Here is a 23245-nt window from a genome sequence, read left to right on the forward strand (position 1 = left end):
TGGCCACTTCAATTCAAAAGGCGCGGCATTCTACCATTGACGTTTTTGAAAGCCAATAAAAAAGCGCGGTAATTCACATTACCGCGCTTTTTAAGATTCTTTGTCTAATGCTAGTTAGAACATTGCAGAGATAGACTCTTCGTTACTTACGCGACGAATAGCTTCTGCTAGCATTGGTGCTAGTGACAATTGACGAACTTTCTCAACATTACGCATTTCTTCAGTTAGCGGAATAGAGTCAGTGATAATCACTTCATCTAGTGCTGATTCGGTAATGTTGTTTGCAGCATTACCAGAAAATACTGGGTGAGTAGCATAAGCAAATACGCGCTTAGCGCCTTTTGCTTTAAGTGCTGCAGCTGCCTGACAAAGTGTGCCACCAGTATCGATCATGTCATCTACCATGATGCAGTCACGGCCATCAACATCGCCAATAATGTTCATAACTTGAGCCACGTTAGCGCGAGGACGACGTTTGTCGATAATCGCTAAGTCGCTGTCGTTTAGCATTTTAGCTACTGCACGCGCACGTACAACACCGCCGATGTCTGGTGATACAACTACTGGAGACTCTAGATTCTTGTCTAGCATGTCTTGTAGTAATACTGGGCTACCAAAAGCGTTATCAACTGGTACGTCGAAAAAGCCTTGAATTTGCTCAGCATGAAGGTCAACAGTTAGTACGCGGTCAACACCTACACTTGATAGGAAATCTGCCACTACTTTTGCGGTAATTGGCACACGCGCGCTGCGTGGGCGACGGTCTTGACGAGCGTAGCCAAAGTAAGGAATTACTGCAGTAATACGACCCGCAGAGGCACGACGTAGAGCATCAACGATAACAATCAGCTCCATCACGTTGTCGTTTGTTGGAGCGCAAGTGGATTGGACAACAAAGATGTCTCCACCACGAACGTTTTCATTGATTTGTACACTAATCTCGCCATCACTGAATCTACCTACTGAAATATCACCTAGGGTGGTATAGAGGCGGTCAGCGATACGCTGGGCAAGTTCGGGCGTGGCGTTACCGGCGAAGAGTTTCATGTCTGGCACGATGGAAACCTCAGATTTATCGGGTCAAAAGAGCGTTACGTTTTTTAAGTTTGAAAGAATGAAATTTCTTAAAAACCTGCTGTGTTTAAGAGTGTTTTTTCGTTAGCCAACTGCCGATGAAGCGGCGATTGGTTACAGGCTTTACACACAAAACCAGAAATGTTTTTAGGGCGTTTATTCAGCACTGACAAGGCTTCACGCTCTGTTGCAAAGGCGGCAAAAACACATGAACCTGTTCCTGTCATCCTCGACGGCGCGTATTCTACCAACCAGCTAAGAGCTTGTGCAACCTCCGGATAAACTTTAGCCACAATTTCTTGGCAATCATTTTGCCAATTATCGTTCAAAAGCTGCTGCCATGTTCTCTTAGGCGTGTTTCTTGGCAACTCTGGGTGGCCAAATACACTTTGCGTAGAAACATGTACATCGGGATGCAAAACAACGTACCAAGGCTCATCAATGTCTACTGCTTGAACTTGCTCTCCTACACCCTCGGCAAATGCACTATGGCCATGAATAAAAATAGGCACATCAGCGCCAAGTTGCAAACCTAGCTGGGCTAACTCGGTTAAGCTTAATTCGCATTGCCATAAGCGGTTTAGCACCAATAGAGCCGTTGCTGCATTTGAAGAGCCACCACCAATACCACCGCCCATGGGCAGTTGTTTGTCTAGTTTAATATTGGCGCCTCGGCTAACAGTACAGTGTTGCTGTAGCAAACGCGCAGCTTTTACAATTAAGTTATCTTCGGCTGGGAAATCTAGTTGGCTTTCTAAGTTAATTACGCCATCGTCTGTTAACTTAAAATAAAGCTGGTCACAACAGTCAATAAATTGAAACAGGGTTTGTAAATCATGGTAGCCATTGTCGCGCTGACCTGTGATGTATAGAAACAGGTTTAACTTAGCTGGTGAGAGCCATGGACCGCTAATGGGGTGTTGAGTCATTAATTTGCCATTTGTGAATATTCAGTTTTAGTAGGTTGTCGGCCGAGCGAAGTGTTAGCTGACGGGGCAGGGTATGTTGGTTATATTGCCCATAGTTTAAGTAATCAATCTGCCATTGCTCTTTGGTGGTGAACTCGGCTAAACGGTTTTGAGCATTAAGCTGGTAATCATTTTGAGTTGGAATGCCAAGCAACCAAGAGGGCAGTTGCTCTACCGGTACTTGCCAACCGGTTAAACGGTAAACTAACAATTGCGCATCGCTGCCTTGGTACTCTTCATCTTTGGTTTTTACCCATACTTTACCTGGCTGGTAGTGCAACTCGATACCTTGCATGCCAAGTGGCCCATTAATACGCAGTACACTTTTATTGTTGTTTTGTTGCCAGAATAGGTTGGCGGCTTGTCTTTCATTGTCATTGATAAAGGCTATTTTGCCGCTAAGTTGCCAATTTTTTATCTGTTGAAGTTCGCTTAGGTGCTGGCCCCATTCACTGTTTTGCGTAGTAATGGGCGGAGGAGAAGTACATGCGCTAAGGCCAAGTACCAAAATGAATAGAGCAGCTAGATGACGCACAGCAATTCCGATTGTTTTTTTGCAGTATAAAAGTTCAAGGTAGCGGCTGTAAATTGCTTAAAAGCAAAGATGTGTCGCTTTAGGCGATAAATTTTAGCTAATCAGGCGCGGCTTAACGTGCGAGTTTCTTTTATTTAGCCCTATATTCCCGTACAATTTGCTTTTTTACCCCATTAGGAAAAGGCGCAACAAAGCCCCACTACGATGACTCTGCAAGTCTTAGGAATCAATCACAAATCGGCTCCCGTTGGCCTGCGTGAAAAAGTCGCGTTTAGTCCAGAACAGGTTAACCAAGCTTTAAGCCATGCTGGTACTCAGCTTGGTGTGGAGATGGTGATCGTATCAACCTGTAATCGTACCGAGCTTTATTGCAACTTAGGTGAAGTAAGTTGCGATGATGTTGTGCAATGGTTGATTAGCTATAAGGGCTTAAATCAGCAAGAAGTATTACCTTGCCTTTATAAATACCAACAGCAGCAAGCGGTGGCTCATTTAATGAGGGTGGCAAGTGGTTTGGATTCGTTGATTTTAGGCGAGCCGCAAATTCTGGGGCAAATAAAACAAGCCTATACCGAATCTCGTGAAGCGGGGTCTGTAGGTAGCGTATTGGAGCGTTTTTTCCAACGCGCTTTTTCTGTTGCTAAGCAAGTAAGAACAGATACCGATATTGGGGTGAATGCGGTGTCTGTTGCTTTTGCCGCGGTAAGTTTAGCCAAACAGATTTTTGATGATTTAAGTGGCTCAAAAGTATTGTTAGTGGGAGCGGGTGAAACCATAGAACTGGTTGCTAAACACCTTATAGACCAAGGCGTAAACAAACTAATGGTGGCTAACCGCACGGTCTCACGGGCTAAAACTTTGGCCGACCGGTTTGGCGCCGAAGTGATAACCCTAAACGAAATACCTAATCACTTAGCCGAATCCGATATTGTGATTAGCTCCACCGCTAGCCCGTTACCGATTATTGGTAAAGGCATGGTTGAAACAGCACTTAAGAAACGTCGCTTTCAACCGATGTTTTTGGTGGATATAGCTGTTCCAAGAGATATTGAAGAACAAGTGGGTGAGCTGCGCGATGCTTACCTTTATACGGTGGATGACTTGCAAGGTATTGTTGAACAAAACATTGCGTCACGCCGAGAAGCTGCTGAGCAAGCTGAGTTTATAGTAGAAACGCAAAGTGAAGACTTTATGGGCTGGTTACGCTCGTTAGAGTCGGTTACCACCATTCGAGATTATCGTAGTCATAGCGAACGCGTTCGCGACGCTGCTGTTGAAAAGGCCCTTGAGTCTTTGGCAAATGGTAAAGATCCCTCAACGGTGATCCGCGAAACTGCGTTTCAGCTAACCAACAAACTTATTCACGCTCCTACCGAAGCCATTAATAAAGCAGGCCGTGATGGTCGGCTTGAAGAGCTTGCGGTAATACGAGAGGCCATTGGCCTAAGAAAATAACCCGATTGTGGTCGATACTTCGTTGCTAACATTAGCAAGCGAGGTATTGCGTTTAACAGAGAGAAAGCATGAAAGCGTCAATTTTATCCAAACTTGAAACCTTGCAAGAGCGTTATCAAGAAGTTCAGGTTTTGCTGGGCGAGCCAGACATTATTTCTGACCAAGACAAGTTTCGCGGATTAACCAAAGAATACTCTCAGCTTGAAGAAGTGGTAAATTGTTTTACTGCTTACCAACAAGCTCAAGAGAATTTAGAGTCAGCAAATGAAATGCTACAGGACGACGATCCTGAAATGCGTGAAATGGCTGAGATGGAAATTGACGAAGCTAAGCAAAGCATGGAGACCTTGTCGGAAGAGCTTCAGCTATTGTTGTTACCTCGCGACCCTAACGATTCGCGTAGTGTTTTCTTAGAAATTCGTGCCGGTGCAGGTGGCGATGAAGCTGCCATTTTTGCTGGTAACCTATTTAGAATGTACAGCAAGTTCTCTGAGAGCCAAGGCTGGCGCATGACTATTATGTCGTGTAACGAGAGTGAGCAGGGTGGTTACAAAGAGCTTATTGCTAAGATTGACGGTGAAGACGTATACCGTTTGATGAAGTTTGAGTCAGGTGGTCACCGCGTACAACGCGTACCTGAAACTGAATCGCAAGGGCGTATTCATACCTCGGCTTGTACCGTGGTAATCATGCCAGAAATTCCAGAAGCTGAACAAATTGAGATTAATCCCGGTGATCTACGGGTTGATACTTTCCGTGCATCGGGCGCGGGTGGTCAGCACGTAAACAAAACTGACTCTGCAATTCGTATTACCCACATTCCAAGTGGCGTAGTAGTGGAATGTCAGGAAGAACGTTCACAGCATAAAAACCGCGCTAAAGCGATGTCGGTATTGTCATCTCGTTTACAAGCTGCAGAAGACGAAAAACGCCGCGCAGAAGAAACCGGTATGCGCCGCGAGTTAGTAGCCAGTGGTGACCGTAGTGAGCGTATTCGTACCTATAACTATCCGCAAGGGCGCGTGAGCGACCACCGCATCAACTTAACCTTGTACCGCTTAAACGACATCCTTGAAGGTGAGTTACTGGCCTTGCTCGACCCAATCTTGCAAGAGTACCAAGCCGACCAACTTGCTGCCTTAGCAGAAGGTGAAGGCTAAGTTGCCCAGCATTGTTGAGGCTCAGCATTGGGCTAAGCAGCAACTTGCAGGTGGAGAATCCCCTAAGGTTGATGCCAAGGTTATTCTGCAACATGTATTGCAATGCAACCAAACCTATTTGCTCACTTGGCCCGAAAGGGCCTTAAGTGCCGAGCAATGGCAGCTTTACCAAACGCTAGTGACTAAACGCGTGGCCGGTGAACCCGTGGCTTACGTTATTGGTGAGCGAGAGTTTTGGTCTTTATCGTTAAAAGTGTCACCTGCAACTTTGATCCCGCGCCCAGATACCGAAGTTTTAGTTGAGCAAGCACTAAAGAAAGTGCTTAACCACGCCGATACCCATATAGTTGACCTAGGAACCGGCACTGGAGCAATAGCGCTGGCCTTAGCTAGCGAACTACCAAAAGCGGAAGTATTTGCCAGCGACCTACATGAAGATGCAGTAAACTTGGCTAAGTACAATGCTAGTGAGTTAGGTTTATCGCGGGTTCAGGTTAAACAAGGATCTTGGTTTAGTCCTTTTGCAGGGCAGAAGTTTGATTTAGTGGTGAGTAATCCGCCTTATATCGACCCGGCTGATCCACATTTGTCGCAGGGCGATGTGCGCTTTGAGCCAAGCTCAGCATTAACCGCAGAGCAGCATGGTTTAGCTGATATCGAACATATTGTGAGTCAGGCGCCAAGCTATTTAAAAGCCGGTGGTTGGTTATTGCTAGAGCACGGTTTTGACCAAAAGAATGCAGTGCAGCAGCAGCTCACTGCCAAAGGGTTTGATGAGGTGTTTACCGAGCAAGACTATGGCGGTATGGATCGCGTTACCGGTGGCCGTATTAAAGAATAAGGCAATACACGTGGTGTGTTGTTAGTACAAGATTGTAAAGGAAAAGCTTGAGTGATTTTTCGAATTTTAGGTATTGAAGAAGAAATCTCTGGGCAGCCTATGGTGCTGGTGCGTAAAACCTTGCATCGACTATGGTTAGATTGGCTCAAACTTAACCCTCTAGAAGAGAAGGTTGAGTTGCGCTTTGAACAGCTTAAAAAACTGTTTTATGTTGACTTAGGCTTTACCAGTGATTGGCAAGCTTACTATCATAGTCAAAATTTGTTGATTGGTGAGTCGCTTAGTCGACGCTGCGGCAATGCAACCAGCCTTGCGATGTTATTGCATTACTTTGCCCGTAAATTGGATATTGAATGCCACGCTATTGAGTTTCCCGCCCAAACTATTCTCGCTTTTAAAATGTCGCAGCGCTTTGTTTATTTTGATGCCTGTAATGGTGAAGAGTGCAGCTTAGCGCAGCTAGAAGTTATTCATCGAGGTCACAAAGGTAATCTGGCTCGTTTATCGCAAGATGACTTAGAACCTATTTCTTCAGCACAAATGACCGAGCGTTGGTTAGCAGAGCTTAAAAGTGCTTGTTTACGTGAAGATGACTTTGAAATAGCGTTGCGGGTTTCTCAAGTATTACTACGCTTAAAGCCTGGCGACCCGCATGAAATGCGCGACCGTGGTTTTATTTATCAACAGTTAGATTGCAACAACGTTGCAATTAACGACTTTGAATATTTTATTGAACAGTGTCCCGATGACCCCTTATCGAAGATACTAAAGGTGCAGATCCACTCGATGGATTCGCAACCCGCAATTTTGCATTAAGAGGAATAGCATGCAGCAAAAAATCGTTAATATCGGCAAAATAAATGTGGCTAACGATGCGCCATTTACTTTGTTCGCTGGTATGAATGTATTGGAATCTCGTGACTTGGCAATGCACATTGCCGAGCACTTTGTAGAAGTGACCAACAAGCTAGGCATTCCCTACGTTTTTAAAGCGTCTTTTGATAAAGCCAATCGCTCTTCTATTCATTCTTATCGTGGTCCAGGCTTGGAGCAAGGCCTGCGTTTATTAGAAGAGATTAAACAACAATTCTCTATTCCTGTTATCACCGATGTGCATGAAGTTGCGCAAGCTGCACCCGTGGCTGAAGTTGCCGATGTTATTCAACTACCTGCATTTTTGGCGCGCCAAACTGACTTAGTGGAAGCAATGGCAAAAACCGGTGCGGTAGTTAACGTTAAGAAACCTCAGTTTTTAAGCCCTTCGCAAATGGGCAATATCGTTGATAAGTTTGCTGAATGTGGCAACGAAAAAATCATCTTATGTGAGCGTGGTAGTAACTTTGGTTACGATAACCTTGTGGTAGATACCTTAGGTTTTGGCACCATGAAAAAAGTCAGCAAGGGTTCACCGGTTATTTTTGATGTTACTCATGCTCTGCAATGCCGTGATCCATTGGGTGCTGCATCGGGTGGCCGCCGTGAGCAAGTTGGTGAGTTAGCAAAAGCTGGCATGGCAACTGGCCTTGCTGGTCTGTTCTTGGAAGCTCATCCAGATCCAGAAAACGCGCAGTGTGATGGTCCAAGTGCCTTGCCTTTATCTAAGTTAGAACCATTCCTAACCCAAATTAAAGCCTTGGATGATTTGGTTAAGTCCTTTGCTGAGCTAGATACCCACTCAAAATAAGAATTTTATCGATAATGCTAAGTTTAGGTTTCCCTAAGCCAGCACTCTTGTTAGGGTTAATAACAATGATGAGCCAAAGTGAGCCTTGCTTTGGCTCAAGCTAGAAGAAAAATGGAAGTGATATGTTAATAAAAGCCTTGCGCACAGGGTGCATGTTAGTAACGTTTGGTTACCTTAGCGCTTGTGCTAGCACTTCGAGTCAAGCTCCGCAAACCGTGGTGTTGGCAAAACCTTTGCAAGTTAATTATCAATCCGAAGTCGCTTTGGCTCGCCTTGGGCAAATGCTTAACTCTGGTGAGTACAATCAAGAGCAAATGGCCCAATTGTATTATGAGCGCGGTATTGTTTTTGACCGAGTAGGCCTGCGCGCCTTAGCGCGTTTTGACTTTAATCGAGCAATTCAGTTAAAGCCAGATTTTGTTGAAGCCTACAACTTTTTGGGTGTGTATTTTACCCTAGCGGAAGAATTCGATAGCGCTTTTGAAGCCTTTGACTCCGCCGTAGAACTGGCGCCTGATTATAGCTTTGCTTATTTCTACCGCGGTATAGCGCTTAATTACGCCAACAAACCTCAGCTTGCTATGGCCGATGTAAATCATTATGCCGACCAAGCGCCTAACGACCCATACCGAGTGCTATGGCGCTATCTTATTCAGCTAGAGGCGGGGGAGCCCGAAGCCCAAAATGAACTGGTTGAAGCTTTAAAAACCTACCGCAATGAAGATTGGGGTTGGCAGATTGTGCGTTTATACGCTGGCGAGATTGACCAGCAAACTTTCCTAGGCACCACTATGGATGTGCAAGGGGATAACCGCGCCTTGGCCGAGCGACTATGTGAAGCGTATTTCTATATGGCGAAGTTAGCTCAGCGTGCTGGTGACCCACAATTAGCCAGCAGTTACTTTAAGCTTTCATTGGCCAATAACGTGTATGACTTTGTTGAGCACCGTTTGGCTCTGTTTGAATTAAATCGTTACGAGAGCCAAATTTAACTGGCTCTCGCAAGTTGAGTTAATCTTGCTGGCGAATGCCCGCAATTTGATGCCAATATCCATTCACACTATCGGGCGTTGGAAAATGCTCGTTAGTGTTACTTCTCAAGCGAAATGCTTCTAAGTGTTCAATACTTTCTTCACCTAAAGGGCTGATTCTTACTATATCAACCAGCCCTTTCATGCTTTGTTGGTCATTAATTAAGTCGTAGCATTCACCAGAAAGCGTTTGAATACCATTTAGTACAAATAATGGCTGACCTTCTTGGCTATTTACCACTCGCCCTGTTGGGTAGTTAATACAACAGGTTTCGCAGTTGTCCTTACTCTTACCTTCTGATTGCGCAGTAAAGCAGCGAGCAGAGTAGGCGAGTGGTAGGTGGCCATAAGCAAATACTTCTATTTCAAAGCGCTCTCTTATGCCCATCTCTAAACATTCATTACTCAGCTTTTGCAGCCAATCGCGAGACAGCTCTACTGGCATTACCCAGCGTTGCATGCCTTGGTCGAGCAATACTTTAAGGGCATAAGCGTTATATATGTTAATTGCAGGGCCGCACACAAAAGGCAGCTTCGCTTTATGGGCTTCTTCTACCGCACTAAAGTCGTTGGCTTCAATGGTAAAATCACCATTGTCGATGAGTTTCTTTAAGTTGCGGATCTCTGAGGGTGCCTCTAGCAAAGCCATAGTGGAAATAACCACTTGCTTGCCTGCTTGAGACAATTGTTGTCCTAGGTCTATCCAATCTTGCGCTTTCATATTGCGGCGCTTACTGCACACCGTTTCGCCCAAATAGACAATGTCGGCACTGCTGGCTTTGGCTAAATGGTAAAACTCTTCAATTTGTTGGTTTGGCCAATAATATAAGATTGGCCCAAGTGAGTACTTCATAATCTACCTATAGTTATTGCCAAGCTTTGTGATAAGCACCCAATGTAGTTTGGCTACCTTCAGACAATTTAGCGAGTTGGCTCATCCATTGTTGTTTAGCGGCGTACTGTTCAGGTTGCGCTTGGTAGCTATCGATTGCTTCACGCCATACTTGGGTGACTTGAGCCACGTAGGCTGGGCTGCGTTGGCGACCTTCAATTTTTACCGCAGAAATATTGGCGGCAAATAACTCGGGCAGTAATTCAAGGGTATTTAAACTAGTAGGTTCTTCGAGCGCGTGATAGCGCTGCCCATCAACATCAAAGCGGCCTTTACATAGGGTCGGGTAACCGGCTGTTTCATTTGGCCCATAGCGGTCGATAAGTATATCGTTTAAGCGAGATTCTAAGCCTTGTTCTGTTTCTTGCCAGCGAACAAATGAGGCGGGCGAACAAGCACCTACCGTGTTGGGGGATTCGCCGGTGAGATAAGACGATAAGTAGCAGCGCCCCTCAGCCATTACACATAGGCTACCAAAGGCAAATACTTCTAGTTCCATATCTGGGCAAGCGCGTGATAATTGTTTAACTTGATGAATAGAGAGAACGCGCGGTAATACTACTCGCTTAACATTAAAGTTTCGCTGATAAAATGCGATTGCCGAAGCATTGGTGGCAGAAGCCTGAACCGATAAATGAACGGTTAAATTGGGGTAGGTATTTTTGGCGTACTCTAACAAAGCAATATCAGCCAAAATAACCACATCGGCACCAATTTCTACCGCTCTATCAATGGCCGAGTACCACAATTGATGCTGCTCTGGGTGAGCAAAGGTATTGATTGCAATGTGTAGCTGACGTTGGTGTTGCTTTAAATAATCTACTGCTTTATCGAGCTTTTTCCCATCAAAATTGAGACCAGCAAAATGACGGGCATTAGTGGCATCTTTAAAGCCAATATAGATAGCATCGGCACCATGATCCACCGCCGCCTTAACTGCAGGCAAGGAGCCAGCAGGGCAAAGTAATTCCATATTTCCCTCAACGCGAGATTTTTTGTCATTCTACTGGGCTTAGTTAGATGGGATATTGACTCAGCGCAGCTTTGCACTAGGGAAAACTGCGTAAACTGAGCCACTTATCAGCTTTGTTTGTTAATTTTATGAGGTCTTTAGTGCTTACTCGCTTAAAACAATCTTTAGTCAAAGAGATGCCACGTTTGTTAAGTTTGCCAGTTAAAATGTGTCCCTTTGCGCTGCAAGGCAAAGCCATGGAAAAAGCACTGGCATTAAGTTTTGCTGAAGCGATAGAAGAAGGTGATTTAGACTTTTTAGAACAGCGTTGGTTAAAGCTTAACGTGAGTGATTTAGCCGCAAGCTGGTATATCACTTTTGATGAAGAGCGTTTAAAAGTGCAAGCCACCGCACCGCAAGTTGATGTGAGTTTCTCTGGCGAACTCAATGACTTTGTGCTGATGATGGGGCGTCAAGAAGATCCCGATACGCTGTTTTTTCAGCGCCGCTTAAAAATTGAAGGTGATACAGAGCTGGGTTTAGAGTTAAAAAACCTCTTGGATAACCTTGATATTGATGATCTACCAAGCTGGATGAGCGAGCCGCTAAAGCACGGTGCGGCGATGGTATCTGAATATCGTGTAGCGTAGACCTTATTTTTAAAAATTCAATGGCTTAAATGCATGCTATCTCCCGAATACTAAACGCGTTTTCAGCGCAACTTAGTTCTTTTGAACTACACTGAAAACAGGGTGGATGAAGAAGGGGGTTGCATGCGAGTTGTGCTGCTGTTGCTAGCAATAGTGTGGGGAAGCGCTAGCGCCGAGCAATTGAGCTTTCTTTATTACAGAGAGCAAGGCAAAGCTATTTTTCAAGAGCTGCTGGATGAGTTTTCAGCGCAAAGCCAGCATCAAGTTAGTCTTTATCAGATCACTTCTGAAAGCTTAAAACCGGCACTGATTAAATCGGTCTTGCAGGGCACTGCTGCCGATGTTGCTTTTGCTCCTTCCGATATTATTGGCATTGCAGAGCAAGCTAAGCTGTCGGCTGTTCCTCGCGAATTTATCGAAGCCAATACACCTGACACCCTGTTACTTACAGCCACTATTGATGAGCAATTGCACGGGATCCCGATTTTGCAGGGTAACCACCTGATGCTTTTTTATAATCGCAGTTTGGTTGAGAAGCCCGCCAATTCTTGGCAAGAGTTGTTAGAGCAGAAAAAACATCTAGATGAACAAGGCATTGCTACCATCGGTTGGAATTACTCCGAGATGTATTGGTTCGCTGGGTTCTACAATACTTTTGGTGGCCGAATGACGCGTGGAAAGCAAGTAACGCTTGATGAGCCCCCTATGGAAGACGCGCTTAATTTTTATAAGAGCTTAGCTAAACGCAGTTTAGTGAGTGCTGAATGTACCTACGACTGTGGTTACAAAGATTTTATTGAAGGTAAGGTTGCGTACGCCATTAATGGCGAGTGGGCAGTGGCCGACTTTGAGCACCACTTAGGAGATGATTTAGGCATTGCTTTAATCCCGAACATTGGCAATAGCGCTTTTAAGCCACTTTCTTCTAGTCTGGTATTGGTTTTTCCTGATAAAAGCTTGAGTTCTAACAAAGCCGCTGCGCTGAAAGAATTGAGTGAGTTTTTACAAAGTGAAAAAGTACAAAAACGGTTATACCAAGAGGCTCGATTCCTCCCAGTAAACGCTGACTTAATTAATCAAATAAAACAGCAATCAAACCCCAATCAGGCTGCGATGTTGGCGCAGTTAGAGCAAGCGGTTCCTATGTCGGCAGAGGCAGCGCAAGCCAGTGCTTGGCTTGGCTTGCGTAAAGGCTTTGAGTTATTTAGTAAAGGCGTGCTGGATGCCGCTAAAGCTAGAGAGTATATGCAGCAATTTGCTGAAAGAGATTATAGGCAGACTCAAAAGCAATGATGATTAAAGCCAATCAGCTGAGAACAACATTAGCGCTTAGTATTCTGTTAGGGGCTTTATTGCCCAGTATACTCATTGGTTCTTTTCTTCTTAAGCAAATTTCAGAGCAAGATCAACAAGCTGTTACGCAAACTTTGTACCTAAAAGCCAACAATATCGCGCAAAATATTCAGTACCAAGTAAGGCAGTTGCTACTTGATTTACAAAGCCTAGCCCAAGTTAACGATGTAGTACTTACACCAACCTCTGCCATTTTTGGCTTCCACTCTAACCAACTTATTAGTGAGGTACTTCAGCAAAACAGCTGGGCTTCCGCGATTTACATTGTCGACTTAGAAGGACAAATTATTGAAGGCGCGCCTTTGCAGGCTGAGATACTGGACTTACAGGTGCATTACGCAGCGATTCAACGCTTAAATCAACAAGTCAAAGAAGGCAGCAAAGAAGCATTAATCGAAGTTTATCAAGATTCCGAGTTCGCTCAGCTGGTGACTGGTATTGATGATATCGATAGCGATTCGGGTCTGCTATTTATGCAGCCACTGTTGCAAAAAAATCTAAACGCTATTCAAGATAGCCAGCAAGTGGGCGCTTTAGTTGTGTTTGTTCCTATGCAGTCGATTTGGCGTGAAGCGGCTTCACGAATTTCTCAGCAAGGCTCCTTAGAGCTATTTCATTCACAGCGCTTACTGTTTAAAGGCTCTAAGGGAGAGCCACCTAAAAGACGATTTTACATAGATGTAGATTTGGATTTAAGCCAAATGGCCGAGCCTCTCTCACTATCATTGAGTGCACAAAGTCGCTCGCTTTGGGGGCTGTTGGTGGAACGCCAATCAAATGTGGTGATTGTGTTGTTGGTTGTGTTTGTATTGGTGGCCGTTATTGCTTTAGCGATGACGCGCAGAATTATTGAGCCCTTAGAGCATTTAAGCCACTTGGTAAGCAATTACTCTAAGGGGCGCTACGATACTAAGGTTCCCTCGCTGGCCTATGATGAGTTTAATCAGGTTGGGGGCTTGCTTAAAAGCATGGCGGCAAAAGTTATCAGCGATCAGGAGCAGTTAGAGCAACGGGTAGCAGAGCGAACTCAAGAGTTAGAGCAGGCTAATCATACTTTGCAGCATACTTTAGCGAAACTAAACGATACCCAGCTAGAGCTTGTTGAAAAAGAAAAAATGGCCGCATTAGGCGGCTTAGTTGCGGGCATGGCCCATGAACTTAACACGCCTTTAGGTGTGGGCATTACGGCAGCATCTCAGTTAATCAGCAACTATCAGAGCATAGGGCAGCAACTTAAAGATGGCTCCTTAGCACGTTCAGAGCTGGAAGCTATGCTGGATCAAGGTATTGAAGGAGGGAAATTACTTGAGAGTAGCTTACAGCGCTCAGCGGCCCTAGTGAACACCTTTAAAGCCTTAGCGGGCAGTGATATTGACTCTAGCCTGCAACGACTTAACTTGAAAACCTGGCTTGAGCAGCAGTTGCAGATGTTCTTGCAGCCCTTTACCGATTTACATGTTCAACTAAGTGTTTCTGGCAGTAATCCAAGTATGCTGGTGAATCAACGGGCGCTAGAGCTGGTGTTGTCTTGCCTTATTGATAACTCCATTCAACATGGTTTTGTTAGTCATGCTTATCCACATGTGAAGGTGGATATTGATGCTAACCAAGAAATGGTAGAAATTAACTATCAAGATAATGGCAGTGGCGTATCTAACGAAGATATAAACCTTATTTTTAACCCTTTTTATACTACTGGCCGTAGTTCTGGAAATGTGGGTTTAGGCCTAAATCAAGTATACAACTTGGTTCATCAACACTTGCTAGGTAGCGTAGAAACCTTTAATGCTGAACCTCAAGGTTTGGGTTTTACTATTCGCTTACCGCGCGAGTATGGCCAACATCACGCTGCTTAACCTTTCTTAGGCCAAGTAACAATGCGTCCATTATCAAAAATGCTGCCAGATTGAGCCACCCTCAGAGAGACAAAAATGTTATCTAAGGCAATATGGCTATGTTGATGGATTACCTTAGCTAAAACACTAACAAGTTGTTGTTGGCGCTTATCGCTATGTACATCGGGGATAAACAGCTCAACCATGAGTGGCGGCTGATTAGCTTGTTGCTGGTGATGAACTTGTTGGTTTACAAAATAGTGGCCCGGCTGAATGTAATTCCATTCGATGCTTATATGCTCTAGTTGAATTTTGGCTTGTTGGGCAAAAGTATTGGCCAGCTTATCTAGTAGGCTAGGCATATCAATGGCGTTGGGTAAGGCTAAGGAGCGAATATGCACGATTGGCATTTACAGCTTCTCCCACTTGGTTGTTATTACTTTCCTCTAGCCTAACGCATTACTTAAATTGTTCAAATTGTTGTTGAATTTGTTGATATAGCTCGGCGGTCCACTCTGGAAGATGATCTGGTACCGGGAACAGCGGTAATAGCCTTGGGTCATGCGGGGCAATAACAACCTGGCTGTTGCCCGGACCAATGCGCTCAACCAATACAAACAAATCTTCTATAGCTTGATCTCCCATAGCTAAACAGCCAACCGAGGATGTTTTACCGTGAATAAATATATTGGAACCGGGTTGATGACGTTGCTCTTTTTTGGCCATGGCTAAATCAAAGCTATTGGGATAGTTCAGCTTCATCGATAAATGGAATTTGCTGTTAGGGTTTAAGCCTTCAATTTCATAGATACCTTCTGGAACCTGTAAATCACCTTCACGTAATTTGGGGCCCGCGGTTCCACTTGCGTGGCGTATCCAATAGGTATGAATGTACTTATATCCTTCCCCAGAATCGGCCCATAACTCTAATCTGCGCGAGCGCTTGCTGGCCAATAAGGTGATTTTTTGTGGTGGGTAATCCACTTTTGCAGCTACAAATAGCGGCAATAGTCGCTTTAGACTATCGTTATGGTAAGTGTTAATTACTTGTTTAATCGACCGTTTACTCGCTGGTAGTGAAGACGACTCAGACCAATTGCTGGCAAACAGTGAAAAGCTGCAGCTAGCCATAAGCGCCGCGCAGCACAGTCGATAAAAACGCAAAAGTTAATACTCTATCGATTAAGTGAGAGAGAAGTGTACTTGTAGTTGCTGGTGAGCGCCATAGTTGACGCTTTAATGTGAATGAAAGCCGTGATACTTACTCAATCCTTATCTCAAGAGGAGGACCTTATTTGCTAGGTTTTAAACTTGTTGTATTCACCGTTAGCCTGCTTTGTTGTAGTCAACTAAGCGCTCGCACGCTAGAGCAATTAGACTATTACAGTGAAGAATTTTTCCCTTATAACTATGTTGAAGACGGACAGGCGGCTGGCTTTTCTGTTGAATTACTGGCACTTATATTTGCCCAGCTAAATAGTCCTGCGCCAAAGGTGAAAATTGTACCCTGGACGCGTGGTTACGCCACCTTGCAACAACAAGCCTATACCGTTTTATTTTCAACAATTAAAACTGAGCCGCGCAAAAATAAGTTTGAATGGGCGTGCCCGATCAACGTGAGTCGCGGAAAGTTTTATGGTTTAAGTGATAGCAAGCTTGAGATCAGCTCTTTAAAGGATGCTGAAAACTTGAAAATTGCGATTATGAAGGGCCAAGCCATTGACGGATTTTTAACTAAATCTGATTTTTCCGCTGAGCTGGTGCCGGTGAAGAGTGTTGAGCAAGCTTTTAAGTTGTTAGCGCTGCGAAGAGTAGATTTGATGGCGTTAACTGAACAAAGCTTGGAAGGGCATCAGTCTAGCTTTAAGCCTTTATATACTCTGTTCGAAAATGATTACTGCTTTGCTTTCAATCGCTCAATTAGCCAGCAACAATTAACCAGGTTTCAACATGCACTTGCGCAGGTAAGAGAAACCGAAGCTTTTCAACAGCTCTATCAAAAATACTTCTATTAAGCCTTAAGGCTGCAACTTTAGTCTTACTAGGCTTGTTAATAACTTGTTAATGCTTGCAACTGTGTCTAGGATGAAAATTCAATAAAATCATTATGATTGACTAATTAGCTATTTGTTTGGCTCTAGCGCTAGCAGGGCTGTTTACTAAGGAGAGTAACATCATGCGTCATTGGTTATGCAAGGTTGCGCTAATCACTAGTGCTTTATCTTTTTCAGTACAGGCCGACACGGGGACAAACTACCTTTTGGCTACCGCCAGTACTGGCGGTACTTACTATCCGGTTGGTGTTGCGCTGGCAACGTTAACTAAGGTGAAAATTCAGCCAAAACACAAGGTGAGTGTCTCGGCGATAAACTCAGCTGGTTCGGGCGAAAATATTAAGTTGCTACGTGATAAAGAAGCTCAATTTGCCATTCTTCAAGGTTTATATGGTTCTTATGCGGTGAATGGCAGTGGCCCCTTAGAGAAAGAAGGCAAGCAAACTCATTTACGTTCAATCACCATGTTGTGGCAAAACGTAGAGCAGTTTGTGGTTAAAAATGAGCATGCTAAAAATGGTGATCTAAGTGACTTAATGGCCTTAGCGGGTAAAAAAGTCGCTTTAGGTAAAAAGAACTCTGGCACCATTGGTTCTAACCGCTTTTTGCTAGGTAACTTAGGCGTAGATATTGATAAACAAATGGAGCTGTTTTCTGCTGGTTATGGTCCATCTGCAGAAGCGCTACAAAATGGGCAAGTAGAAGCTATTAATACTCCAGCCGGCGCACCAACGGGGGCAGTAACCAAACTGTTTGCCGCAGCAGCAAAGGATGTGAGCCCATTAGATGTAACCGATGAGCAAATGGAAAAAGCTAATGGTGGTTTAGGTCTGTGGACGCGTTATGTTATCCCTGCGGGCACTTATCCAAATCTTGATAAAGATTGGAACACCATGGCGCAGCCTAACTTTTTGGCAGTACATGCAGATGTAGACGAGGAGTTTGTCTATTTACTTACCAAAACCATTTATGAAAACTTAGGCTTTTTACAAGCTATTCATAAAGCGACCAATGCAATGGCCTTAGATAAGGCATTAGCGGGTTTACCTGCTCCATTGCATCCCGGTGCTGCACGTTACTACCGTGAAGCAGGTTTAAACATTCCCGATAACTTAGTTGCGCAATAGTTTTTTTACCTAGGCCTTTGGGTCTAGGTCTCCTTTATTCTCCTCAGGATTCATCACTATGCAATGGAATGCCGTACCTGACAGTATTCGCCAAGAAATTGAAGATACTCGTGCTGTACCTCTAATATACGTTTTAGGCATTATTATTAGTTTGGCGCATGTCTACTTCAATATTTTTGCGGATATTGCCGTGTTACAGCAAAACATTCTTCATTTTGCTGGTTTTATTTTGTTGTGTGGCTTATTAAAACCATTAAGTTCGCAGCGCCATTTGGCCATTCTGGACAAGTTGTGGGTGCTGGCTATTGCCTTCTCGGCGATATATCTATTGTTCGCGGAAGACCTCATTTATGAACGAGGTGTGCGCTTAGTCCCCTTAGACTGGTTATGTGGTTCGTTGGTGATTTTGGGGGCAATTGATATGACCCGTCGAGCCACTGGCTGGGTGATTCCTATTTTAATTGTAACGGCCATCTCTTATCTCGCCTGGTGGGGGAATTTTGTTCCGGGGGTCTTTCAGTTTAAGGGGCTGAGCTTAGAGACGCTGCTGTTTAGAAGCATTTATGGCGATGATGCTATTTTTGGCAATATCGCACGAATTTCTGCAAGTTTTGTCTTCATGTTTATCCTGTTCGGCGCTTTTTTGCTGCGCTCTGGCGCGGGTGATTTTGTTATTCATTTGTCTAAAAGCATTGCTAGCCGCTTGGTTGGCGGGCCAGGAATAGTGGCCATTATTGCATCTGGACTTACTGGCACTATTTCTGGAAGCGCTGTTGCCAACACTGCGTCTACTGGCGTTGTGACTATTCCCTTGATGAAAAACGCAGGCTTTAGCCCGCGATTTGCAGCCGCAGTAGAAGCGTCGGCTTCTACTGGTGGGCAAATTGTGCCGCCAATAATGGGGGCAGGGGCTTTTGTCATGGCTAGTTATACGCAAATTCCTTATAGCACCATTGTAATGGTGAGTATTCTTCCGGCTATTCTGTATTTTGCATCGCTGGTTTTTTATGTGAGAACTGAATCTTACAAAGCGGGATTAACCCGAACTATGGAACAAGCTCCTCCTTTGCTACCGATGGTGATGCGTGAGGGCTTGTCGTTTATTGTGCCGGTTACCTTGTTGATTGTATTGCTGGTAATGGGCTACACACCCACTTACGCAGCTGTTATTGCAATTATCGCGGTGATTGTGAGCTCATGGTTTACCCCAAACAAAATGGGGCTAACGGCAATTGCTGATGCCTTCGCGCTCGGTTCGCGCAATATGGTGGTAACCGCAGTACTGTTATGTTCAGTAGGTTTGATTGTTAATGTGATTGCCACTGCTGGTATCGGCAATACTTTTTCCTTGATGATTACCGAATGGTCTGGTGGGAGTTTGCTCGTGGCGCTGCTGCTGGTTGCTGTAGCATCTTTAGTGCTAGGCATGGGGCTGCCAGTAACCGCTTCTTATATTGTGTTGGCTACTTTGTCTGCTCCAGCGTTATTACAATTAATGGCGAATGTAGAGCTAGTGAACGCTTTAAGCTCTGGTGCTCTGAGTGCAGATGTGCAAGCTATTCTAATGTTGGTTGGGGTTAGTCCAGAGCAAGGTGCGATGAGTGTTGCCCAAGCCCAAGCATTAATAAACGATATGCCTGATGAAATGATGGCCTTACTGCGGCCAATGCTACTTGATGAAAATCAGTTATCTATGTTGCTATTAGCGGCCCATTTAGTCATTTTCTGGCTCTCTCAAGACAGTAACGTTACCCCGCCAGTTTGTTTGTGTACCTTTACCGCTGCAGCGATTGCCAAATCTCCTCCAATGGCAACGGGCTTTACCTCATGGAAGATTGCCAAAGGCCTTTACATTATTCCGATATTGTTTGCTTATACGCCGCTTGCTCAAGGAGACTGGCTGGCTGCTTTTCAGGTGTTTATTTTTGCTTTACCGGGTTTATATGCTTTTACTTTGGTTATGCAGGGTTGGCAAAAACGCCAGCTTAAGCATTGGGAGCGGGCAGCCCTGGCGGCAATAGCACTTGTATTGTTAAGCCCCGTGCCCATGGCTTGGCAGGTAGCGGCCTTAGTTAGCTTGTTGGCAGCGGTGTTTTATATTGGGCATAGCGGTAAGCGAGCAAGTGAGTTAGCTTTGTGATTTTTTGGGTGCACATTATGAATAATTTCATTGTTATCAACGAGGTTTAGAGCCAGGTCACAGTTTGAAATGGAAGTGAATCGTCTCTGAATATCTCACTAGAATGTCTTTTCAATCTGGTTACTATGAATCAATTGATAACGCCTTAGAGAATAAAAATGACAGAACAGTTTAATTGGGGAGTCATTGCTCCTGGTCGTATTGCGCGTAACTTTGCTGAAGCCTTAGCGGTTATTCCTCAAGCTACTTTATATGCTGTTGCTAGTTCTAATCTGCAACGTGCGCAGGACTTTGTTGATGAGTTTGATGGCCAATTAGCGCTAGATGATTATCAACAGTTAGCAAACGATCCCAAGGTTGATGCTATCTATATTGCCAACCCTCATCGGTTTCATTTCGACAGTATTAAAATGTGCCTTGAAGCAGGCAAGCCAGTATTGTGTGAAAAACCGCTCACTGTAAACGCGGCGCAAACTAAAGAACTAGTCGCCTTAGCAAAGGCTAATAATGTGTTCTTAATGGAAGCATTATGGACGCGCTTTCAGCCTGCATGGCAACAGGTTAAGTCTTGGCTTGAGCAGCAAAAAATTGGTGAGATTAAACTTATCAGTTCCAGTTTTGGTTTTAATATCCCTCGTGATGAAGATGATCGTTTGCTTAACCGTGAGTTAGCAGGTGGCAGCCTATTAGACATGGGAGTGTATAACGTATCTATGTCTCAGTTTGTTACCCAAAGCAAACCTAATAAAATTGTAGCTGATGGCCTTGTTGGTAGCACCGGTGTAGACGAGCGCAGCAGTGTTGTTATGAATTATGGCCATTGCGCTAGCCAATTTACCTGTAACTTTTTGGCTAATACAGAAAACAGCTTCACCATTTTTGGTTCAAATGGGCATATCCGCGTGCCGAGTATGTTCTGGGTTGGGACTCAAGCTTGTCTGAGTGTGCATGGTGAGCCAGATATAGTTGAAGACTTTCCATTTCGAGCATCGGGCTTTGAGTATCAAATAGAAGAAGTAATGAGTTGTGTTGCTGCTGGTAAATTACAAAGTGAAGTGATGAGCTGGCAAGAGAGTATTGAAACCATGCAGATTATGGATGAGATTCGCTCTCAAATAGGTGTGAGATATCCTTTCTTAGGTGAGTAAAGTTATTGTTTTTTTCGCTGTAAAAAGGGCTACTAGTACGTAATCACTTTCCTCAAATCTTATAGATTTGGACAATTTATCATCTTGCCTTAAAAAAGTTGTGGATAATTGTCTGATTTGCGAGCGGTTAAACTTAATGGGTCTTTACATTCGAAAATCATAAACGTAATATTCACACCGCTGCGGAGGGGTGGCAGAGTGGTCGAATGCACCGGTCTTGAAAACCGGCAAGGGTTAATAGCCCTTCGAGAGTTCAAATCTCTCCTCCTCCGCCATATTAACTTAGCCATGCACTGCATGGTTTTTTTAATCGCAGCAACACCCCTGCGGAGGGGTGGCAGAGTGGTCGAATGCACCGGTCTTGAAAACCGGCAAGGGTTAATAGCCCTTCGAGAGTTCAAATCTCTCCTCCTCCGCCATTTTTAAAGCCACGCTTAGCGTGGCTTTTTTCGTTTTATATCCTAGACAATACTCAATACTTAAGTTGCTGATATTAATAACTAAAATATCAATTTCTTAAGTTGTCCCCGTTATTCTTCTGTTTCTCATCTTAGATCTTTTTATTGAAACGCCAGCGTAATACAAATGAAATTGGTTCTACTTAAGCTCAGTTTTTGCTAAAAAATCTGTTAACTTTTCAGCGAAAAAATAGTTGAGTTTGTTGATTGTTTTGTGTTGACAAACCCTATTCAGCTACTTATAAATGAGTAATGTTTTTTCTTGTTTTGAGGCTTGTATCACCTTTAATTTATATTACCAATTAAATTTTGTGATATTTGTCAGGTTAGTTTTTTGTTTATGAAGAATCAAAATTAAGAGCGGTAAACGCCAAATTTTGGTTTAGTAACCACCCGTAAGATACAGAGATATACAAGCAATACATGGAATTTTATAAGCTTGATACTAGGGGTGTGCAATGGATATGCAGAAACAAAATGGCGTAGTTCGTTCTAACGAATTTGAACTCGCTGTTGTTTACCGAATTTCAGATGTATTTATCATTATTGCCGTTTTAGCTGGCTTGTCTTGGCTTAAAAATGGTTCCTTCGATTTGGCCTTTCAGCTAATGGGTGTTGGCCTCTCAGCCATCTACTTGGTCGTAGCGGAATCCTTCAACTTATACCGTTCGTGGCGGGTTTCTTCTCTTAAGGAACAAGCCATGGTTAACCTATGGGTTTGGATTATCAGCATTGCCTTGTTGTTCGCGGTTAATTACTTCCTAAAAATCTCGGCTACCTACTCGCGAGTGGTGGTGGGTTCATGGGTAGTGGCCACGCCAATGCTGCTGATAGCTTGGCGCCTAGTATTTCGTGAGAGTTTAGCGGTAATGCGTCGCTTTGGTTATAACACTCGCCGCGCAGCCATTATCGGGGTGTCGCAAAACGGTGTGCAACTCAAGGAAACCTTCGAAAACTCTGAAGAGCTAGGTATTCAATTTGTTGGCTTTTTTGATGATAGGGATGTTTCACGTTTAGAAAGTAGTGGCTATACAGGGCCTGTAGCTAAGGTTGATACTGCGCTGGAAATGGCTAAACGCGGTGAAGTCGACCATGTGTATATTGCATTGCCTATGCATGCCAAAGACCGCATTACTGGTTATTTACAGCAACTTTCAGATACCACCACAACCACTTTTATCGTGCCAGATTTCTTCACCTATAACTTACTGCATTCACGTTGGAGTTCGCTGGGTGATATTCAAACCGTAAGTGTATTTGATAGTCCATTCCGTGGCGGCAGTATGTTGGTGAAACGCATTCAAGATATTGTATTGGCGTCGATTATCATCATGTTGATTAGCCCGATTTTATTGGCGGTGGCTATTGGCGTTAAGCGCTCATCTCCTGGCCCCATCTTGTTTAAGCAAGATCGCTATGGCCTAGACGGAAAGAAAATCCGTGTTTGGAAGTTTCGCTCAATGAGCACCCAAGATAATGGTGCTGTAGTGAAGCAAGCAACTAAAAACGATCCCCGAGTCACTAAGTTTGGTGCTTTTATTCGCCGAACTTCTTTAGATGAGTTACCTCAATTCTTCAATGTGTTGATGGGCAGCATGTCTATTGTTGGGCCGCGTCCTCATGCGGTATCTCACAACGAAGAATATCGTCAAATCGTTAACCGTTACATGCTGCGTCATAAAGTGAAGCCTGGTATTACCGGCTGGGCGCAGATCAATGGTTACCGTGGTGAAACTGACACCTTAGAAAAAATGGAAAAGCGGGTGCAATACGATCTTGAGTACATTCGTGTGTGGACGCTTTGGATGGATATCAAAATTGTATTCCTCACTATCTTTAAAGGATTTGTAGGTAAAACTGCCTACTAAGTAAAGCTGTTCAAGGAGTT

21 protein-coding genes and 2 tRNA genes are annotated in these 23245 nt (G+C 44.2%); 16 read left to right on the top strand and 7 right to left on the bottom strand.

Annotated features, from left to right (window positions below; translation table 11 throughout):
• Window positions 1-114: 114 nt before the first annotated feature.
• The 3 genes from OAG1_RS07115 to lolB form a co-directional block, all read right to left on the bottom strand.
• Entirely contained in the window at window positions 115-1056 is a 942-nt protein-coding gene (locus OAG1_RS07115) for a ribose-phosphate pyrophosphokinase (protein WP_016402182.1), read from the bottom strand.
• 68 nt (window positions 1057-1124) lie between these two features.
• Window positions 1125-2003: a 4-(cytidine 5'-diphospho)-2-C-methyl-D-erythritol kinase gene (gene ispE, locus OAG1_RS07120; RefSeq protein WP_338625224.1), complete on the bottom strand. Its 879-nt coding sequence runs from the start codon at window positions 2001-2003 to the stop codon at window positions 1125-1127.
• Window positions 1984-2577 carry a lipoprotein insertase outer membrane protein LolB gene (gene lolB / locus OAG1_RS07125; RefSeq protein ID WP_152781503.1) on the bottom strand — a complete coding sequence of 198 codons (594 nt, stop codon included), beginning with the start codon at window positions 2575-2577 and terminating at the stop codon, window positions 1984-1986. The genes ispE and lolB overlap by 20 nt, the downstream gene beginning before the upstream one ends.
• 204 nt (window positions 2578-2781) lie before the next feature.
• On the opposite strand from lolB, the gene hemA reads away from it, so the two are divergent.
• From hemA to nlpI, 6 genes are all read left to right on the top strand, one after another.
• Window positions 2782-4032 (top strand): glutamyl-tRNA reductase, encoded by a 1251-nt coding sequence (gene hemA, locus OAG1_RS07130; RefSeq protein WP_338625229.1) that lies wholly within the window; start codon window positions 2782-2784, stop codon window positions 4030-4032.
• 68 nt (window positions 4033-4100) lie between these two features.
• Window positions 4101-5192 (top strand): peptide chain release factor 1, encoded by a 1092-nt coding sequence (gene prfA, locus OAG1_RS07135; RefSeq protein ID WP_016402177.1) that lies wholly within the window; start codon window positions 4101-4103, stop codon window positions 5190-5192.
• Window positions 5182-6033: a peptide chain release factor N(5)-glutamine methyltransferase gene (gene prmC, locus OAG1_RS07140; protein WP_338625232.1), complete on the top strand. Its 852-nt coding sequence runs from the start codon at window positions 5182-5184 to the stop codon at window positions 6031-6033. The genes prfA and prmC overlap by 11 nt, the downstream gene beginning before the upstream one ends.
• Window positions 6034-6084: 51 nt before the next feature.
• Window positions 6085-6849 carry a tetratricopeptide repeat protein gene (locus tag OAG1_RS07145; protein WP_016402175.1) on the top strand — a complete coding sequence of 255 codons (765 nt, stop codon included), beginning with the start codon at window positions 6085-6087 and terminating at the stop codon, window positions 6847-6849.
• 10 nt (window positions 6850-6859) lie between these two features.
• Entirely contained in the window at window positions 6860-7717 is an 858-nt protein-coding gene (kdsA, locus tag OAG1_RS07150; protein WP_338625235.1) for a 3-deoxy-8-phosphooctulonate synthase, read from the top strand.
• Between the two features lie 122 nt (window positions 7718-7839).
• The gene (gene nlpI / locus OAG1_RS07155) at window positions 7840-8709 is read left to right on the top strand and encodes a lipoprotein NlpI (protein WP_016402173.1); all 870 of its coding nucleotides are present in this window, start codon (window positions 7840-7842) and stop codon (window positions 8707-8709) included.
• A 19-nt stretch (window positions 8710-8728) separates the two neighbouring features.
• On the opposite strand, the gene OAG1_RS07160 is transcribed toward nlpI, so the two are convergent.
• Both OAG1_RS07160 and OAG1_RS07165 read right to left on the bottom strand, forming a co-directional pair.
• Window positions 8729-9601 (bottom strand): U32 family peptidase, encoded by an 873-nt coding sequence (locus tag OAG1_RS07160; RefSeq protein ID WP_016402172.1) that lies wholly within the window; start codon window positions 9599-9601, stop codon window positions 8729-8731.
• A gap of 13 nt (window positions 9602-9614) precedes the next feature.
• A complete protein-coding gene (locus tag OAG1_RS07165) occupies window positions 9615-10613 on the bottom strand; it encodes a peptidase U32 family protein (protein WP_152781495.1) in 999 nt (332 codons plus the stop codon).
• A 140-nt stretch (window positions 10614-10753) separates the two neighbouring features.
• Between OAG1_RS07165 and OAG1_RS07170 the strand changes: the two genes are divergently transcribed.
• The 3 genes from OAG1_RS07170 (at window position 10754) to OAG1_RS07180 (ending at window position 14451) form a co-directional block, all read left to right on the top strand.
• A complete protein-coding gene (locus tag OAG1_RS07170) occupies window positions 10754-11242 on the top strand; it encodes an SCP2 sterol-binding domain-containing protein (RefSeq protein WP_338625240.1) in 489 nt (162 codons plus the stop codon).
• A gap of 123 nt (window positions 11243-11365) precedes the next feature.
• Entirely contained in the window at window positions 11366-12535 is a 1170-nt protein-coding gene (locus OAG1_RS07175; protein ID WP_338625242.1) for an extracellular solute-binding protein, read from the top strand.
• Window positions 12536-12594: 59 nt separating this feature from the next.
• On the top strand, window positions 12595-14451 hold the full coding sequence (locus tag OAG1_RS07180) for an ATP-binding protein (RefSeq protein ID WP_338625244.1): 1857 nt from the start codon (window positions 12595-12597) through the stop codon (window positions 14449-14451).
• On the opposite strand, the gene OAG1_RS07185 is transcribed toward OAG1_RS07180, so the two are convergent.
• Both OAG1_RS07185 and OAG1_RS07190 read right to left on the bottom strand, forming a co-directional pair.
• Window positions 14448-14840 carry a hypothetical protein gene (locus tag OAG1_RS07185; RefSeq protein WP_338625246.1) on the bottom strand — a complete coding sequence of 131 codons (393 nt, stop codon included), beginning with the start codon at window positions 14838-14840 and terminating at the stop codon, window positions 14448-14450. The two genes, OAG1_RS07180 and OAG1_RS07185, sit on opposite strands and share 4 nt — an antisense overlap.
• Before the next feature lie 49 nt (window positions 14841-14889).
• Window positions 14890-15561 (bottom strand): L,D-transpeptidase family protein, encoded by a 672-nt coding sequence (locus tag OAG1_RS07190; protein ID WP_338625248.1) that lies wholly within the window; start codon window positions 15559-15561, stop codon window positions 14890-14892.
• A 164-nt stretch (window positions 15562-15725) separates the two neighbouring features.
• On the opposite strand from OAG1_RS07190, the gene OAG1_RS07195 reads away from it, so the two are divergent.
• The 7 genes from OAG1_RS07195 (at window position 15726) to OAG1_RS07225 (ending at window position 23225) form a co-directional block, all read left to right on the top strand.
• On the top strand, window positions 15726-16445 hold the full coding sequence (locus OAG1_RS07195; RefSeq protein ID WP_338625250.1) for a transporter substrate-binding domain-containing protein: 720 nt from the start codon (window positions 15726-15728) through the stop codon (window positions 16443-16445).
• Between the two features lie 161 nt (window positions 16446-16606).
• Window positions 16607-17611 carry a TAXI family TRAP transporter solute-binding subunit gene (locus tag OAG1_RS07200; RefSeq protein WP_338625252.1) on the top strand — a complete coding sequence of 335 codons (1005 nt, stop codon included), beginning with the start codon at window positions 16607-16609 and terminating at the stop codon, window positions 17609-17611.
• Between the two features lie 58 nt (window positions 17612-17669).
• Window positions 17670-19751: a TRAP transporter fused permease subunit gene (locus OAG1_RS07205; protein WP_338625254.1), complete on the top strand. Its 2082-nt coding sequence runs from the start codon at window positions 17670-17672 to the stop codon at window positions 19749-19751.
• Window positions 19752-19909: 158 nt separating this feature from the next.
• Window positions 19910-20899 (top strand): Gfo/Idh/MocA family oxidoreductase, encoded by a 990-nt coding sequence (locus OAG1_RS07210; RefSeq protein ID WP_338625256.1) that lies wholly within the window; start codon window positions 19910-19912, stop codon window positions 20897-20899.
• A gap of 184 nt (window positions 20900-21083) precedes the next feature.
• Window positions 21084-21174, top strand: a tRNA-Ser gene (locus OAG1_RS07215).
• Between the two features lie 53 nt (window positions 21175-21227).
• A tRNA-Ser gene (locus OAG1_RS07220) sits at window positions 21228-21318 on the top strand.
• A 497-nt stretch (window positions 21319-21815) separates the two neighbouring features.
• A complete protein-coding gene (locus OAG1_RS07225; protein ID WP_016402157.1) occupies window positions 21816-23225 on the top strand; it encodes an undecaprenyl-phosphate glucose phosphotransferase in 1410 nt (469 codons plus the stop codon).
• The last annotated feature ends 20 nt before the right edge of the window (window positions 23226-23245 follow it).

It is taken from the genome of Agarivorans sp. OAG1, assembly GCF_037076485.1.
GTDB lineage: Bacteria > Pseudomonadota > Gammaproteobacteria > Enterobacterales > Celerinatantimonadaceae > Agarivorans > Agarivorans albus.

Coding starts and splice junctions, on each gene's coding strand:
- ispE (WP_338625224.1), bottom strand. CDS start 2,003: ATGACTCAACACCCCATTAGCGGTCCATGGCTCTCACCAGCTAAGTTA.
- hemA (WP_338625229.1), top strand. CDS start 2,782: ATGACTCTGCAAGTCTTAGGAATCAATCACAAATCGGCTCCCGTTGGC.
- prfA (WP_016402177.1), top strand. CDS start 4,101: ATGAAAGCGTCAATTTTATCCAAACTTGAAACCTTGCAAGAGCGTTAT.
- kdsA (WP_338625235.1), top strand. CDS start 6,860: ATGCAGCAAAAAATCGTTAATATCGGCAAAATAAATGTGGCTAACGAT.
- nlpI (WP_016402173.1), top strand. CDS start 7,840: ATGTTAATAAAAGCCTTGCGCACAGGGTGCATGTTAGTAACGTTTGGT.
- OAG1_RS07160 (WP_016402172.1), bottom strand. CDS start 9,601: ATGAAGTACTCACTTGGGCCAATCTTATATTATTGGCCAAACCAACAA.
- OAG1_RS07165 (WP_152781495.1), bottom strand. CDS start 10,613: ATGGAATTACTTTGCCCTGCTGGCTCCTTGCCTGCAGTTAAGGCGGCG.
- OAG1_RS07175 (WP_338625242.1), top strand. CDS start 11,366: ATGCGAGTTGTGCTGCTGTTGCTAGCAATAGTGTGGGGAAGCGCTAGC.
- OAG1_RS07185 (WP_338625246.1), bottom strand. CDS start 14,840: ATGCCAATCGTGCATATTCGCTCCTTAGCCTTACCCAACGCCATTGAT.
- OAG1_RS07190 (WP_338625248.1), bottom strand. CDS start 15,561: ATGGCTAGCTGCAGCTTTTCACTGTTTGCCAGCAATTGGTCTGAGTCG.
- OAG1_RS07200 (WP_338625252.1), top strand. CDS start 16,607: ATGCGTCATTGGTTATGCAAGGTTGCGCTAATCACTAGTGCTTTATCT.
- OAG1_RS07205 (WP_338625254.1), top strand. CDS start 17,670: ATGCAATGGAATGCCGTACCTGACAGTATTCGCCAAGAAATTGAAGAT.
- OAG1_RS07210 (WP_338625256.1), top strand. CDS start 19,910: ATGACAGAACAGTTTAATTGGGGAGTCATTGCTCCTGGTCGTATTGCG.
- OAG1_RS07225 (WP_016402157.1), top strand. CDS start 21,816: ATGGATATGCAGAAACAAAATGGCGTAGTTCGTTCTAACGAATTTGAA.